7 protein-coding genes are annotated in these 16,539 nt (G+C 59.8%); 6 read left to right on the top strand and 1 reads right to left on the bottom strand.

The annotated features are described in order from the left end of the window. Positions 1-78 precede the first annotated feature (78 nt). The 3 genes from C4S68_RS16510 (at position 79) to C4S68_RS16500 (ending at position 9,354) form a co-directional block, all read left to right on the top strand. A complete protein-coding gene (locus C4S68_RS16510; RefSeq protein ID WP_160115204.1) occupies positions 79-2,643 on the top strand; it encodes an alpha-L-rhamnosidase-related protein in 2,565 nt (854 codons plus the stop codon). Positions 2,644-2,936: 293 nt separating this feature from the next. Next, positions 2,937-6,521 (top strand): outer membrane beta-barrel protein, encoded by a 3,585-nt coding sequence (locus tag C4S68_RS16505; protein WP_103934214.1) that lies wholly within the window; start codon positions 2,937-2,939, stop codon positions 6,519-6,521. A 154-nt stretch (positions 6,522-6,675) separates the two neighbouring features. After that, entirely contained in the window at positions 6,676-9,354 is a 2,679-nt protein-coding gene (locus tag C4S68_RS16500; RefSeq protein WP_103934213.1) for a hypothetical protein, read from the top strand. A 74-nt stretch (positions 9,355-9,428) separates the two neighbouring features. Here C4S68_RS16500 and C4S68_RS16495 read toward each other — a convergent pair whose 3' ends face one another. Beyond that, a complete protein-coding gene (locus C4S68_RS16495) occupies positions 9,429-10,649 on the bottom strand; it encodes a substrate-binding domain-containing protein (RefSeq protein ID WP_103934212.1) in 1,221 nt (406 codons plus the stop codon). A 333-nt stretch (positions 10,650-10,982) separates the two neighbouring features. On the opposite strand from C4S68_RS16495, the gene C4S68_RS16490 reads away from it, so the two are divergent. The 3 genes from C4S68_RS16490 to C4S68_RS16480 all read left to right on the top strand — a co-directional run bounded on the left by C4S68_RS16490 (position 10,983) and on the right by C4S68_RS16480 (position 16,539). Continuing rightward, the gene (locus tag C4S68_RS16490) at positions 10,983-13,274 is read left to right on the top strand and encodes an alpha-L-rhamnosidase-related protein (RefSeq protein ID WP_160115203.1); all 2,292 of its coding nucleotides are present in this window, start codon (positions 10,983-10,985) and stop codon (positions 13,272-13,274) included. Between the two features lie 158 nt (positions 13,275-13,432). After that, complete coding sequence (locus tag C4S68_RS16485; RefSeq protein ID WP_103934210.1) at positions 13,433-15,229, top strand: beta-L-arabinofuranosidase domain-containing protein; 1,797 nt, start codon at positions 13,433-13,435, stop codon at positions 15,227-15,229. Between the two features lie 29 nt (positions 15,230-15,258). Further along, entirely contained in the window at positions 15,259-16,539 is a 1,281-nt protein-coding gene (locus C4S68_RS16480) for a ribulose-bisphosphate carboxylase large subunit family protein (RefSeq protein WP_103934209.1), read from the top strand.

Here is a 16,539-nt window from a genome sequence, read left to right as displayed (position 1 = left end):
CGGAAGACACCGCAGGCAGGCTCTCGCACTTCGTTGCCAACTGTAATCCATTCTGCGTATAAACGGGAACTGTCATTCATGAAACCCCTTCAGGGTGAGGACCGCATCCCCATGCCATCTGCTTTGCGCTCCAATGCTTGCCTTCGTTTGCTGCCGTTGTCCGTCTTTGTCGCCGTCCTCCTTGGCTCGACCGGCCTCGTGGCACAGATGACTCTTCCCGGCCCGGGCCCTCTCGATCCTGTCGCCGACGCGACGGGTGCCGCGACGGAGCGTGACGTTCACAAGCCACTGCCTGAGCAGTACATCTGGACCGCGCCGGAAAAGAGCGCGACGACGGATCGGATCGCCTATGTCTTTCCGGGTATCAACGAGAAGACGGAACCGCACTACTTTCGCACCAGCTTCAAGGTTGATGCGGTGCCTTCGCGTGCGACGTTGTACGTCGCCGGCCCACGGTCTGCCCAGATCTACCTCAACGGCAGGCTCATCGAACACGTCGACACGGATGTTACGCATCCCGTGACGATGCATGTGATCGCCGTCCCGGTTGAGGGCACGCTGAGGCCTGGTATCAACGTGCTCGCGATGAAGGTGGTTCGCGGTCGCGGCGTCACTGGATTTACCAACTCCGCACTGCTGATCCAGGAGACGTCCGGCCAGGTGGTGGTAGCGAAGGTCGTTGCGCGTGAGCCCTGGGTCAATGGTCCGACGCTGATGCTCAGCGGGCCGGAGTGGCGTTCGACCGCGAGTCCGGCAAGCGGCTGGGAGGGTACAACCTTCGACGATTCCGCGTGGAAGCCTGTTCAGGCGCTCGCAGGAATTGAGGACACTCTCGATGAGTTTCAGTGGAACGCAGATGCTGGTTTATACGACTGGCCGGGCTATGACGGCATCTCGCCGTTCCTCGCTCATCGCAGTATCCCGGTATCCGCAGTGATGTCATCGGCTCCGTATCGCAGCCAATGGAGCGGCCTTGAGCAGCTGACAAGTGCGAAGCCTTCGGCGCCGCTTGCCATCAAGCTCTCGCAGGCAGTGCTGCCTAACGCTGAAGCGCCGACGATCGTGGTCGATTTCGGTCGCGAGATTACCGCACGCATGCAGTTTGTCTCGGCATCCAACTCGCTCGCGAAGGTGGCAGTGCAGTATGGCGAAAGCTACGACGAGATGATGAAGAACCCCTACCTTGGGGTCAATGTCGTGCCGATCGCGCCGCACGGGACGGGCTACGGGCCCAAGTCCAGCTTCCGCTATGCAAAGGTTAGCTTCATCGAAGGCGCGCCGGACCTGGCTTTCAGTTCTATCACTGCTGACGATATCTTCTATCCGGTCACCTACAAGGGGTCGTTCGAGAGCTCCGATGAGTTACTGAACCGCATCTGGGCAGTCGGTGCGTATACGGCACACCTCTGCATGCAGGACGACATCTGGGACTCGCCCAAGCGCGACCGCGGCCGCTGGATGGGTGATACCGACGTGATGGGCCGAACCATCGAAGATGCCTTCGACGACCGCTTTCTGATGCGCGATACGCTGGACCGCCTGCTTGGCCCTGCACCCGTGAAGCAACACGTCAACGGCATCCCGGGCTACTCAGCCTTCTGGTTCACTGGAGTCGCGCAGTACATTCGTCAGACGGGTGACCTGGAGTGGCTGCGCGGCACGCACGAACGCATGTTGCAGTTGCTGGCCTACGTGGACAAGGAGTTCGATGAGAACAATGTCTATGCCAACAAGACCAATGTGTGGCTCTATGTCGACTGGTCACCGGAACTAAACGGAGATACGCAGGAATCGCGACGTGCCTCGACCCTGGAATTCTATGCGGCCTATCGAGATGCCGCCTTCCTGCTGCGCACGTTGGGTGATAACGATAACGCGGCAAAGTATGAGCAGCGAGCAGCACAGATCAAGGCCGCCGCACAGCAGCATTTGCTCGACCCTCGAATCGGCAGCTTCGGAACACGCTGGCAGACGAACGCGATGGCAGTCCTCTCGGGCGTTGCCGAGCCCTCGCAATACAACGCGATCTGGCAGAACTCGTTGGATTCCGTAGGACACGTGCGCTTCAACTCGCTGGTGACGACACCGTACTACGGCTACTATGTGCTAGCCGCGATGGCGAAGATGGACCATCGCGAAGACGCGCTGCAATGGATGCGCCAGTACTGGGGTGGCATGGTTCGCGAGAATGCCACGAGCTTCTGGGAAGCCTACGACCCGGATTGGTTCAAAGAGGATTTTCACGCTTCCCTCCAAGCCGACAATCGTTCGGGATACTTTGTCTCGCTTGCCCACGGATGGTCGACTGGCGCGATGCCGTGGCTAATGGAACAGGTTCTGGGAATTCAGTCGACCGGGGAGGGCTTCTCTACCGTGACAATCCGGCCTGACCTTCTTGATCTGAAGTACGCTCGCGGCTCGGAGCCGACTCCTCGTGGGCCGTTGGGCGTGGACATCGATGGCGGCACCGTGTCGATTGATCTTCCGGCCGGGATCGTCGCGACTGTTCTGGTTCCCGTGGCGCACGTGGGAGCCATGGTGATGATGAACGGGAATCCGACAAGCGGAACGTCTGTCGAAGGCGGGCACCGCCTGGCAATCTCGCTGCGGGCCGCCGGACACTACACCTTTACCTCCCGCTAGCCATCTCCGGATACGCGAACTCCCGCGAAGGAATGGTAGCGAGCCGCGAACGGCGGCCTTGGATGTGGGAGAAAATGCAGCGCCCGCTCGTTCCGGCGGACGGCATGTCAATGCTTTTGCGTGACGAGGCGAGGCGAATGCCGGGCAACTGGGAGGACGAATGCCAGACAGGCAGCGGCCCAGAAAGCAAACGTTTTCTGCATATATATGCCAATACCAGCGTAATATGTTGACAGGCTAACTTTAACGCTTCTATAAGGGTTTTCGCATTCCTTTGCGGAGGCTGTACCCCTATGAAGCGAATTTCGATGGCTGCCGGAGCCCTGGCTCTGATGACGGTCATAGCATCTGCGAGCGCGCAGGAGACGCGCGCTACGCTCACTGGTCACGTCGCCGACCCCACAGGGGCGACGATTCCTGGCGCCACCATCGTCGTCACGGACACCGACACTGGCGCGCGAACCACGGGCATGTCCAACAAGGCGGGAGACTTCACGATCCCGTTCCTCGCACCCGGCCCTTACAGCGTGGACGTCACGGCGCCGGGCTTCCGAACGTATCTCCATAAAGGTCTGACTCTTCAGACCGAGCAGACCGTCACGGAAAACATCAAGATGGAGGTTGGCGCGACCTCCGAGACGGTGAGTGTCACAGGAGAAACTCCCCTGGTCGACATTGCAAACGCCACCACAGGCCAGGTGCTAACGGCTGAAGAGGTAGAGGATCTACCCAGCAATGGTCGCTCGCCGCTTGGGTTTGGACATTTGATGTACGGCGCCGTCGCAAAGGGGAAACACTCAGCGTCGCAGGTACGGCCGTTTGACAACTCGACGGGCAGCGATTTTTCTATCGCAGGCGGAAATTCTCAATCGAACGAAATCTTGATGAATGGCGTTCCGAACATGGAGGACGGAGCCCGCATCTCCGGATACAGCCCCAATCTCGATGCGGTTGACTCGATCGCAATCGATGAGTTCTCAGCAAACGTTGCGCTCGGCGACACAGCGGGCGGCATCTTCAACGTAAACACAAAGAGTGGCACCAATGTCTTCCACGGCTCGGCCGAAGAATATTACTCCGGCTCGCGCCCATTAACCGCGAACCCATACACCCAGCCCGTCGGAACCCAGGCAGCGTCGACGCACTTCAATCAGTTTGGAGGCACCATCGGTGGCCCGATCATCATTCCCAAGCTCATGACGCATCGCGACAAGCTTTTCTTCTTTTATGCCTTCGAGGGCTACATCGGAAAATCACCGGCGACCGTGATCGAGAGTGTTCCTACCGCCGCGGAGCGCAAAGGAGACTTCTCCGCGCTGTTGGCGCTCAACTCCTCCACCAAGAACTACCAGCTTTACAATCCGTACACCGCAACGCAGGTAGGTACCACGATCACCCGGCAGCCCATCCCCAATAACTGCCTCGTGGCGACTTGCGGCAGTCTGCCGGGCGCAGGACTTACGTTGAGCCCCGTTGCTCAGGCATACTTCGCTCTCATGCCATTGCCCAATTACAGTGGTTCGTCCACAGGAGCCGATGGCGAGAACAATTACTTCGCCAGCGATCCAACGGTGAACAACTACAAGTCCAACCAGGCGCAGATCGACTGGAACATCTCGCGCTCCAACAGGATCAAGTTTGAAGCTCACCGCAGCAACTACCTCAGCAGCTCCGGACTGACGTTCCCTGGCGTCCTCACCGGCACCACGGCGGACACTCTCATTTGGGGCGGACAGGTGGACGACGTCCATACGTTCTCTCCAACGCTAAGCCTCGAGACACGGCTTGGTTTCTCGCGCTATTACACCGACTCGGCGCCTACGAGCCAGGGTATCAACCCGACCACAGTGAACATGCCGGGGTACATCGCCAGCAATTCGACCTTGTACGCGTTGCCGAACATGACATTCTCGGACGCATCTACGATCCAGGCTCTTAGCGGATCCCCCGGCAGCCTCGAGGCCTTTGACACGCTCCAGTTCTACGCCGTAGTCGACAAGATCATCGGGCGCCACAGCCTCAAGATCGGCCTCGACATTCGTTCCTACAAGGAGTCGAACGTCACGCCTGGTGCGGCTGATGGGACATATGCGTTCAAAGCGGGCTCCGCGGACTTCGTAACTGCCAGCAACTCAGCACCAAACCAGGCATTCGGAGGAGCCTTTGCTCTCTTCGATCTCGGCCTGCCCACCAGTGGCTCCTACAACGTCGCCACCAAGTTCCAGTACGACAGCTGGTACGGCGCCTACTTCGCACAGGACGACTGGAAGGCGACTCACAACTTCACCGTGAGTGCGGGTGTGCGCGTCGATCATGAAACGCCGGACGTGGAAAGCAACAATCATCTCGTTGCAGGATTCATTCCTGGCGCGGCAAACGCCAGCACAGCGGCCGCCGAAGCGAATTACGCGAAGATCTACGCAGCCACTCCCCTAACTGATCTTCCTGCTCCCGCGTCCTTTACTCCAACCGGCAACGTTATATACGCCACCCCCGGCAACCGTTCGGCCTATCAGACTGCCACGGCCTACGTTAGTCCTCGCGTCGGCTTTGCCTACTCGCCGGACTTCGCGCATGGCACACTCGCCATCCGCGGTGGCTTTGCCATCTACGTGAACCCGTGGGGTGATTACGCCAATAACTGGGGTCCGAGCTATGGCTTTACGCAGTCAACCAGCTTCGTACCGACAGCAAACGCGATGCTGTCCCCTGCTACGAACCTCTCCGATCCATTTCCTACTGGAACAAGCGTTCTAGGGGGGCCTGCCAACCCGATCGTTCAGCCTTACGGTTCGGCCTATGGAGCGAACACGCAGCTGGGTTCGAGCATCACATACTACTACGGGCCGGTAAAGATTCCATATTCGGAGCACTATACGCTCGACATCCAGAAGCAGCTCGGGAAGACCTGGCTGTTCGAGGCCGGGTACGTTGGCGATCACCAGGTTCACAACTACGCCAACCTCGCGGCAAGTTCCACGCCGTTGCTTCCCTATCTGAGCCACTCTCCCGTACTTGATTCGACAGTTACGGGTTACTTGAATGCCTCTGTCGCTAACCCTTTTCTTGGGACCATGCCAGCGGCCACTACCGGACCAGCAGCCACAACAGGCCTCAACACCGGTTCGAAGACGACTGTCGCAGCGATGCTGCAGGCATACCCCGAGTACACCAGCGTGACGGAAGGTCTCGACCCAATCGAAGGTGGAAACTTCAACTCCATCCTGTTCAAAGTCAAGAAGAACATGTCGTACGGACTTCAGTTCGAGTTCAACTACATTCACTCGCGCAACATGGGCGCGACAATGTTTGAGAACCCGGGCGGCAACCTCTGGTACGGAGAGACCAGTTCAGACTTCCCCGACCACGTCTCAGTGACGACACTCTATCTGCTTCCCTTCGGCCGCAACCGTACCTTCTTCAATCATTCGAAGCTAGCTGACGAGATCATCGGGGGATGGCAGGTCACTGGCATCTACCAATTTCTATCCGGCACGCCGCTTTCCTGGGGCAATGTCGACTACACAGGAAACTATTCCGGCTTCAACAATAGTCCGCATCAGTTCGGAAAACCGACCTTCAACACGGCCGGTTTCAACACGGTTTCGGCCCAGCAGCCAAATAGCTACAACTACCGCACCTTCCCTCAATTGCTTCTTCGCTCCGATCCAACCAACAACTTTGACTTTTCGCTGCTGAAGAACTTTAGCCTCTGGGAGCGATTCGTTCTGCAGCCTCGGTTGGACGCGTTCAATGCTCTCAATCACCCGCAATTCGGAGCAGCAAGCACAAGTCCGACTTCGTCTTCGTTTGCGGAGTCCACCTCTCAACAAAACGTTAGCCGTCAGCTCCAGCTCGGCGTGCACATCCTCTTCTAACTTCGGGCCTCTCTTTGTGGACTGACCATAACGTGCGGCCAGGGTCTTCATCGCCCCTGGCCGTTCGTACATCTGCGATTTCCTGACGCGGAGAGAATGCGTCCGACGGTTACCAAGCTGAACATCTCAACGAAATTATGAAACGATCACACGCATGAAGCTCTGCATTCCTCGCGCCACGGCCTGCCTCGTACTCGCCGCACTCGCTCTTCCCGCCTTCGGGAGGCCGCGGGTCATTACCGGCACCGACGCCACACCTCGCGAGCGCTTCGCCGCGGAACGCATTCGCACAGCAGTGGCTGGGCTTCCCGGCGCCGAACGCATTCTTGTTGCGCAGCGCACGGATGCTCTGCTGAAGCCTTACGATAAGGACCTCAACCAGTTCTGGCCCGACGCCAAGGAAGCCTTTTTGCTGAAGCGTCTCGGCAGCACGATTGTCGTTTCTGGCTATGACTCCTCGGGCACGCTTTATGGAGCTCTTGAGCTTGCGCAACGCATATCGGAAGCGCAAGCTCTGCCCGCATCGCTCGACTTCGAAGATCATCCGCAACTCAAGCTGCGCGCTACGGCCATCGGGATACAGAAGCCTGAGATCACCTACGAAGGCGCGGAGTATGACTACCCGCTGACGCAGAAGGACTTTGGCTGGTTCTACGACAAGGCATGGTGGACACGGTACCTCGACACTCTGGTGAACGAGCGCTACAACGCGCTTTATCTGTGGAACGGGCACCCCTTCACTTCACTGCTGAAGCTGCCGAAGTATCCCGAAGCGCAGGAACTTCCCACTGCGCAGCTCGACCAGAACATTGCGATGTTTCAGTGGGTCACAGCGGAGGCCGACAAACGCGGCATCTGGGTTCTTCAAGGCTTCTACAACATTCATCTTTCGCACACATTTGCGCGCGCACATGGCGTGCCGTATCACCTGTCGGCACCATCCCCCTTGTCTGCCGAGTACACGCGATATTGCCTTAGCGAGTTCATCCGCACATATCCGAACGTCGGCATCTTCATGACGCTGGGTGAAGCGATGGGGCCGCACTATGGCCCGCAGTGGATGACCGACGCGATCATCCCCGGTGTGAAGGACGGGCTTGCGGAGTTGGAGAAGGAAGTTGGTCATCCTGTTACGCCGCCACCCATCGTTGTGCGAGCGCATGCCACCGACATCGACAAGGTGATGGAGGTGAGCAACCCGCTCTATCCGAACATCGACACGATGTTCAAGTGGAACGGTGAATCACTAACGTGGACCAATGTGCGCGGGCCGGTGCGCGCGCAGTTTGAGCGCCTTGTTGCCAGCTCCCAGATCACTGTTGCCAACATCCATCTGCTCAGCAACCTTGAGCCATTTCGTTGGGGGGATCCCGACTTTGTGCGGCAGACGGTGCTGAACTTCGAGCGGATCGGTATTGGGGGCATGCACATCTATCCGCTACGCTACTGGGACTGGCCCGTGAGTGGCGACAATACGACCCCGTTGCTCGATCAGACCGATCGGGACTGGATCTGGTTCGCGTCGTGGGGGCGCTATGCGTGGAATCCGCACCTCGATCCCAAGAAAGAGCACGTCTACTGGGCACATCAGATTGGCGATCGCTTCGGCTCCAACGATGCAGGCGAGCACTTACTTAATGCGTTTGAAGATGCGGGGCCATGTGCTCCCGCGCTGCTTCCTCGCATTGGCGTTACTGAAGGCAATCGGCAGGTATTCTCGCTGGGGATGACGATGCCCCAACTCATCGATGCAGCTCGCTACGGGCCTGCTCAGACTTTGTGGACCGGCGATGCTCCTGATGGAGAGCGCCTCGACGAGTACGTAGCGAACGAGGTGAACCATAAGCCGCATCATGGGCAAACACCGCTGGGCATCGCCGACCAGGCCGTCGACTGGTCGACGAAGGCCGTGACCGAAGCAGAGGCCGCAGGCCCTTCGGTCACGAAGGACCGCGCCGAGTACGAGCGCATCCTCAACGACCTGCGCTCGATCCATGCGCTGATGTTGTATTACCAGGCGAAGACGAAGGCCGCCGAGCAGGTGATGTTCTTCGGCTACGACCATGACGGGGCCCACCTGAAGGCTGCGGAGACACTGCTCTCGACTTCCGTTGACCACTTCCGCGAGCTCGTGAAGTTAGCCGATCCCGCCTACCGGAGTGTGGCAGGTATGCAAACCTCGCAGCGTCAGATTCCGGTTCGAGGCGCAGCGAATACGAACCACTTCCGCGATCTGTTGCCGGTTTACGAAAGGGAGCTTGAGACCTTTCGAGAACGGATGAAGATGGCTACGGGCGACGGCGATGCACAAGCTATGGCGGTAGAACAGAACATCAAGCCTCTTCCGCAGGTTGCGTTCACTCTCGCGCCTGGCGCGGGAGAGACGTTCACGGTCAACAAGGACGCCGGATTGCTGAACATGACAGGGAGTCCCGCAATCGCCGATCTCGCGCCGGAGCTCGCTGGTCTCAAGGGCATCCGAGTAGATCCGAAGCAGGATGCTCCGCTGCACTTTACGCTTTCGAAGCCAGCGCAGGTGCTGGTTGCGCTGCTACCAAATAAGCGTGGGACGGCGAATCTTTCCTCAGCGACGGAGCAGTGGAACATCCTGCTCCCAGGGGCGATCGTGCCAGGCGGGACGGGATCGCGCGCGGTACCGCTTACCGTATGGGCCAAGCCAATGGCGGCTGGAGAGAATGATCTGGATCTTGGCCAGGGCACTTATGTGGTGCTGGGGTTCATCCCCGAAGATGCGCATGTGACGCCGCACATGAGTATGAACCTGAAGGGATCCAACGGCGCACCACCGAACCTCGATTGGCTCTTCGAATAGACCGTCGAGCCAACGGCGCAGGACGAGGAAAGGCCCGCAAACATCTGCGGGGCTTTTCCTCGGTCGATAGAGAGCTACGCGACGGGTCGCAGCGACGCATCCATCGTGCTGAAGGTTCGAGAGATGACGCCACGTTCGTCCAACGGATAGATGAGATCCACATTGCGAGGCGTCACGAGCTGATGCTTCACGAAGACAGTCTGGGTCTGCGTCTTCTTGCGCAGTATGCCGAGCGCCAGCGGGATGATCTCGTTGCCGTAACGCTCCGGGAAGTACGCCACCGAGCCTACGAGTCGCGTGTCCACCTTGCGCAGCTCGTCGCGCACCTCGGGGATACAGTTCTGGCTGACCACTGCCATGCGGTCACTGGCGCCGACTTCTTCATACGCGCGCAGAGCAGCGAGGGCGCAGACGTCATTGACCGTTCCGATCAACGTACGTTTGGCGCGGGTGCGGCGCAGGAACTGCCGCATGGTCTCGAGCACCTGTTCGAAGTCGCCACGGCCATTGAGGTGTACGGCCGGAACGTTCGCGACCTCTGGCAATGTCGAGTGCAGACCATCGACGAATCCCGTGATGCGGAGCTCGACCAACGAGCCTGCGATGGGTAACTCCAGAAGGACGAGCTGGTCGATCTTCCCTCCCCAGTTCTCACGTGCCCAGCGCCCAAGCGCGCGGCCTGCGATCAGCCCAGCCTTGTAGTTATTGGCACCGAAGTAGGTTGCTCCCGGATGCGGAACCTCGATCGCGATCACCGGCACATCGGCCTCCAGGAACTTCGAAGCGATGACCGGAGCGACACGCTCGTAGGTCTGGAACTCGAGCACCATGTCGACACGCTCGCGGATGAGGAGGTCTGCATTCCGCAGGGCCTCGCGCGCGGAGTAACGATTGTCGACGGTGATGAGTTGCACGTTCTCGCGCATCGAAGCGAGTTCGATGGAGTGCTGCACCTCCTGCGCAAACTTGAGGCCGCCCTGCGAGGCAAAGCCGATCCTGTAAGGCTTCGCATGTACGGGCCCAAAGGAGTTGCGATACAGACCCGCGCTCGCGCGCTCGATGAGTCCGCCATGGATCAGCGTCCGCAGGAGCCGGAAGGCGGTGGTCTTGGGCAGGCTCGTGCGCTCGGTGACGTCAGCCAGGCAGAGTTCCTCTCCGCGGAACCGGAACGCCTTCAATACATCGCAGGCGCGAAGCACAGTTTGCGACTCATTCCGGTCACCACGTCGGCCTCCGGTGGCAGGAGTAGTAAGGGCCGGGACATCTTCGGGCGGGCGCTTCGAGGAGGGGGGCATGGTTTCACATCCTGAGGTTTCGACGATTACGATCGGCGAAAGAGTGACCGATCGAGTAGACGATTTTCAAGCCCATTCTCGGTGCGGCGGGCGTAGCATGTCGTGGTGAAATCCAGTTTGATCCTCCCCACGCTGAAACTCCCACAGCCGCATCAACGCTGGCTGAGACGCAACCTGCGATTCTGTGCGGCTGCCAGTCTCACGATCGCGCTGATGTCAGCCGCACAATCCACGGAAAAGCCGCTCGATCCTTGGCAAAATCATTCCTCCACAGGTGAAATCCGTAAGAAGGACCTCCTTGAGGAGTTCGTTTGGACAGCTGGAGACGTCACGGTGAAGCGCGCCGACCGAAGCCACTACTCCTGGGCGAAGACGGGATTGCGGCTCGAACATCACATCTTTCGTGGCCATTTTGACCTGCAATCCGTTCCGCAATTCGGAACACTCTTCATCGCGGGACCAAGATACGCCAAGGTGTTTCTGAATGGCAAGCTGCTGGGGTCAAACAGTACGAATCCTGAAGCTCCGATCAACTTTCGTGTCTTCCACTTTGACGTTGGCACGGCACTGCGCAAGGGAGACAACGTCCTCGCCGTTGAAGCGATCCGCGGCCGAGGAGTCGTGACTGGAGCAGGCTCGGAGGCGTTGCATCAGTTTGGATACGGCGAGGTCTTTGCGGCGAAGCTGCTCGCCGGGCGCTTCGGCAATGACGACGCGCCCCCGCTCGTGGTCACCAACTCGACGTGGCGCTCCATCGCCGAACCAAAGAAAGACGATTGGCAGTCCCCTGCGTTCGACGACAGCGCGTGGCCCAGGGTGGAGTCACTGGGCAGCATCGACGGCAACATCGAGTTTCGGCAGTGGTCGGTGGACGCGGGCATGTACGGCTGGCCCGGCTACACAGGCATGTCGAGCTTCCTGCGCGCGATCCCAATCGCTGCGGTTCGCGTAACGCGTACTTATGATGGCGAAGGGCAACTCCAACATGTTGAGGCCATCACGCAGGAGCATGCGGTCGCGCCGTTCACTGTCGAACTGACTGCACCTCATCCCACGGATGAACAGGCGCCAGCGATGCTCGTCGATTTCGGCAAGGAGATCGCTGGTCGCCTCGTCATAGATTCGGGCTCTGATCAAGATGCCACGCTCTCCATCGCCTATGGGGAGGATGAGATGGAAGCGATGGCGACGGGGCTCACACCGGGACAGAGAGGCGGCAATTACCTGGGCACCAATCTTCTGGATGTGCCCGCAAACGGCAGGGCCCGCGGGCCGAAATCTGCGTTTCGTTATGTACGCATCACGTTCCTTCGCGGTGCTCCGAGGATTCCGTTCCGTTCCATCCACGCCGAGGCCATCACCTACCCGGTGAAATATGAAGGAGGCTTCGAATCCTCGGACGCCAGGCTGAATCGCATCTTCGCGACGGCAGCTTACACAGCGCATCTCTGTATGCAGGATGACATCTGGGACGCACCCAAGCGCGATCGTGGGCGCTGGGCCGGAGACCTCGATGTGGAGGCCGGTACGATCCTTGGTGTCTTCGGCGATACGTTCGCTCTGGAAGACACGCTGAGGCACCTCGCCGATGACACCGCACCAGGGCAGGCAGTGAACGGCATCGGTGGGTACACGGCGCAGTGGATCACGACGCTTGCAAAGGTCTATGAGGCCAGCGGCGACGTGGCCTACGTACGCAGCGAACATGACGCGCTTCGGAAGCTCCTCGCAACGATGGACGGCAGCCTCGATGCACAGACCGGTCTGCTACGCCGCGACTCCAAGGGCTGGGGCTTCGTGGACTGGGCTCCGGGCCTATATGGTGCAACCGATGACACCTTTCGCGGCTCTACGCTTGAGTTCCTGCGGGCGTATGAGGCGGCTCCGGCATTGTTGCGCGCAGCCGGCGATGAGGCTGCCGCGAAGCAATACGAGCAACGGGCCCAAACGATGCGTGAGGCAGCTCGCAAGACATTCCTTGACCTGGTCACTCATACTGTCGGGACGACATGGCAGATCAACTCGATGGCCGTGCTCACCAACCTTGCGCCTGAAGACAACGACGCCATTTGGAGCCAAGTTCTTGCGCACGTGAAGCAGGACACACCGCAGGATCAGGTCATCAGCCCATACTTCAATGCCTATGTACTGGACGCGATGAGTGCGACGGGCCATCAACGGACGGCTCTCGATTGGATTCGCACTTATTGGGGCGGCATGCTCGATGAAGGTGCAACGAGCTTCTGGGAATCCTACGATCTGCGCTGGCCGAAGTCCGATCCGCATCTCTCGCTGCAGGCCGATGGGACGAGCGGGTACTTTGTGTCGTACGCACACGGTTGGGCTTCGTGGCCCGCGCCGTGGTTGCAACAGAATGTGCTCGGCGTGCGCGCGACATCGCCTGGCTACGCGTCCGTCGATGTCCACCCCAACCTGTTGGGCCTGGAATATGCCCACGGTTCCGTTGCGACGCCACATGGACCAATCGCGGTCTCACTGGATCACGCGAAGGCCTGGACCATGGATCTTCCAGCGGGCATCGAGCGGGCCCGCGTATTTCTTCCGGGCAAGTCCGAACCTGCGATCCTCACGCACTCGGGGCACTACGAGTTCGCGCAGCCTTAGCCAACTGCCCGGATGTGGGTTCCGACATCTGGAACCCGCATCGATCTTGGCGACGCGAATCGCAATTCCGGGTCGTCCGAGACGTGATCAATACTGCTCCGATGCGATACCCTTCGCAGAATGAGTGCATGTGAGACAGATCAAAGGGAGTGGGGAACATGGCGCTAACGCGGCGAAGCTTCCTGAAGACCACAGCGGCGCTCTCGGCGAGCGTGTCCATGCCATCTTTCGCTGAGACCACCGCCCCTGCAGGCCGCGAGCCCTTGACGGAGCTCGCATACGCCGATGCGCAGCTCACGGGTGGTCCACTTGCAGCGCACTACGATGCGGTACATGCCCACTTCCTCTCGCTCTCAAACGACCGGTTGCTGAAGGTTTACCGCCAGCGCGCGGGGCTTACTGCACCTGGCGCCGACATGGGCGGGTGGTACGACACCGATGGCTTCGTGCCGGGACATGCCCTCGGCCAATACATCTCGGGGTTGTCACGGATCAGTGCGAGCACCGGCGACGCCGCTGCCCGCGACAAGGCGCAGGCGCTCGTCGCGGGCTTCGGAGAAACGCTTGGTCCGAAGAACGAGAGCATCCTTCGGCCGCAGACCAATCTGTGGGTCTGTTACACCCTGGACAAGCATTTCTGCGGCCTCATCGATGCGGCAACGCTCACGGATGACAACTCCGCCAAAGGGCTGCTGACGCGAGTCTTTGATGGAGCGCAGGGATTACTGCCCGCGAAGGGTCGCGATCGCATCGGCAAGAAGAACCCGCCCTATGATGAGACCTTCGTCATGCCGGAGAACCTCTTTGCCGGTGCATCGTTGACCGGCGACCCTCGCTTGCGCGACTATGCGCAACGTTACCTCCTCGATCGCGAAATGTTTGCTCCGCTGGCACGCGGCGAGGATCCGTTCCCTGGCCAGCATGCCTACTCGCACGTGATGGCTCTGTCGTCCGCGGGCCGCGCCTATGCGGAACTCGGCGACACCATGTACCGCGACGCGATGCAGAGGGCGTTCACACTTCTCACCTCGACGCAGGCTTACGCCTCCGGCGGCTACGGCCCCAACGAGACATTGATTACGCCTCATCGCGGCGAGTTATTCGCGGCGCTCTCGACGACGCAGGATCACTTCGAGACACCATGCGGCTCTTATGCCGCGACCAAGTTGAGCCGCTATCTTCTTCGCAGCGCGCGGCCGACTTCGACGGCACATGCCGACTATCTTGAACGCGTGCTCTTCAACACGATTCTTGCATCCCTTCCGCCGGACTCCGATGGAGGGTACTTCTACTACTCGACGTATTCGCCTGGTGCGGTGAAGGTGTATTACCAGAAGAAGTGGCCGTGCTGCTCCGGCACTCTTGTACAGACGGTGGCGGATTATCCGCTCAACCTGGGCTTTACCTCTGACGATGGTTACTACGTGACGCTCTACACTCCTTCACGCGTGCGGTTTAACGCTCGAGGAGCTAACGTCACACTTGAACAGACGACGGAGTTCCCAACCACGGATCACGTGGCGATAGCGCTCACGGCGGATCGCAGCGCCGAATACACGTTGTACCTCCGGCTCCCTGCGTGGCTGGCGCGGCCGGCATCCTTGAAGATCAACGGGCGCAGCGTAGCTCTCAACGCATCGACCGGAAGCTTTGCTGCGATCAAGCGAACGTGGCATAGCGGAGATGTGATCGAACTCGAAGTGCCCCAGGACTTCCGCATGGAGGCCGTTGATGAACAACATCCCGATACCGTCGCGCTGATGCGAGGACCCGTTCAGTACGTGGCTATCGAAGGAGCGAAACAGGCGCAGCCTGGACGGCGTGTGCTACCGGCAAGCCTGAAGCCTTCCGGCGCCGACACCTTCACCGAGACAGTCGCGGGCATAAGCACGGTGTATGTGCCGCTGCATCGCATCGTGAACCAGACGTACACGGCTTACTTCACGAAGGCATGACTTCCACGGGACGTGAACAAAGAGATCAGATGAGCACAAGCAACAGCAACGATCGCCTCTTCGCCCGCTACTTTATCGAAACGGCATTCCCTCTCGAGCAGGCTGCGGCAACCATGGCCGGCGAGCAGTCGACGGGTACGTTTCTGCGCGTTCCTGGAGAGACAGAAGAGCTGCGTGAGAAGTTCGCTGCGCGCGTTGAGAGCATCGTTGAGGGCTTGCCCACAGTGGAACCCAGCCTTCCTGGCAGCGGCACTCCAGCGAACTGGGATGGTGTGCGCCGCACAGCGCAGGTGACGCTCTCGTGGCCTCTGCACAACATAGGGCCTTCGCTACCGAACCTGCTCGCGACTGTGGCAGGAAACCTCTCGGAGCTGCGCGCGTTCTCCGGGCTCAAGCTGCTTGATCTCACTCTCCCACCTGCCTTCCTTACGCGTTACCAGGGACCGCAGTTTGGTGTCGCAGGAACACGCGAGGTGACTGGCGTTTACGGACGTCCGCTCATCGGTACCATCATCAAGCCCAGCGTTGGCATGGTCCCGACGCAGACGGCAGAACAAGTGCGGGTGCTCGCTGAGGCGGGCGTCGACTTCATCAAAGATGATGAGCTGCAGAGCGATGGCCCTCGATGCCCGTTCGTAGAGCGCACATCAGCGGTGCTCGCCGTACTTCGAGAGATCTTCGACCGCACCGGCCGCAAGGTGATGTACGCGGCGAACGTCACGGGCGAACTGGACGAGATGCTGTCTCGGCATGATCATCTTGTGAGCCACGGCGGGACCTGCGCGATGATCAGCATTCACTCCGTAGGACTGCCTGCGATGACAGCCTTCCGCAAACATTCGCAGCTGGTGATCCACGGCCATCGCAACGGTTGGGGCATGATGGGCCGCTCGCCGGCGCTGGGCATGAGCTTCGTCGCGGCACAAAAGTTATGGCGCCTCGCAGGCGTCGATCATCTGCACGTCAACGGACTGCAGAACAAGTTCTGCGAGAGCGATGAGTCGGTGATCGCGTCGGCGCGCGAGTGCCTGACGCCGATGTTCGCGCCGCCGAATCCAGGCTGCGAGATCATGCCAGTCTTCTCGTCCGGCCAATCAGCACGGCAGGCTCCTGGAACCTACGCAGCGATTGGGACCACCGACCTCATCTTTGCGGCCGGTGGTGGGATCCTAGGACATCCCATGGGCGCCGCCGCGGGAGTACGCAGCCTGCAACAGGCATGGGATGCAGCGGCCGCAGGCATGGCGCTCGGAGAGTATGCCGCGAGCCATCCTGAGCTTGCGGCAGCGCTTGCAACGTTCGGGGCTTGA

Source organism: Bryocella elongata (assembly GCF_900108185.1).
Classification (GTDB): domain Bacteria; phylum Acidobacteriota; class Terriglobia; order Terriglobales; family Acidobacteriaceae; genus Granulicella; species Granulicella elongata.
Note: the sequence above shows the minus strand (reverse complement) of the source record. Positions and strands in the feature narration are given on the sequence as shown.

What these genes read in the sequence shown, in the direction of transcription:
- C4S68_RS16500 (WP_103934213.1), top strand. Translation starts at nt 6,676, where the DNA reads ATGAAGCTCTGCATTCCTCGCGCCACGGCCTGCCTCGTACTCGCCGCA.
- C4S68_RS16495 (WP_103934212.1), bottom strand. Translation starts at nt 10,649, where the DNA reads ATGCCCCCCTCCTCGAAGCGCCCGCCCGAAGATGTCCCGGCCCTTACT.
- C4S68_RS16510 (WP_160115204.1), top strand. Translation starts at nt 79, where the DNA reads ATGAAACCCCTTCAGGGTGAGGACCGCATCCCCATGCCATCTGCTTTG.
- C4S68_RS16480 (WP_103934209.1), top strand. Translation starts at nt 15,259, where the DNA reads ATGAGCACAAGCAACAGCAACGATCGCCTCTTCGCCCGCTACTTTATC.
- C4S68_RS16485 (WP_103934210.1), top strand. Translation starts at nt 13,433, where the DNA reads ATGGCGCTAACGCGGCGAAGCTTCCTGAAGACCACAGCGGCGCTCTCG.
- C4S68_RS16505 (WP_103934214.1), top strand. Translation starts at nt 2,937, where the DNA reads ATGAAGCGAATTTCGATGGCTGCCGGAGCCCTGGCTCTGATGACGGTC.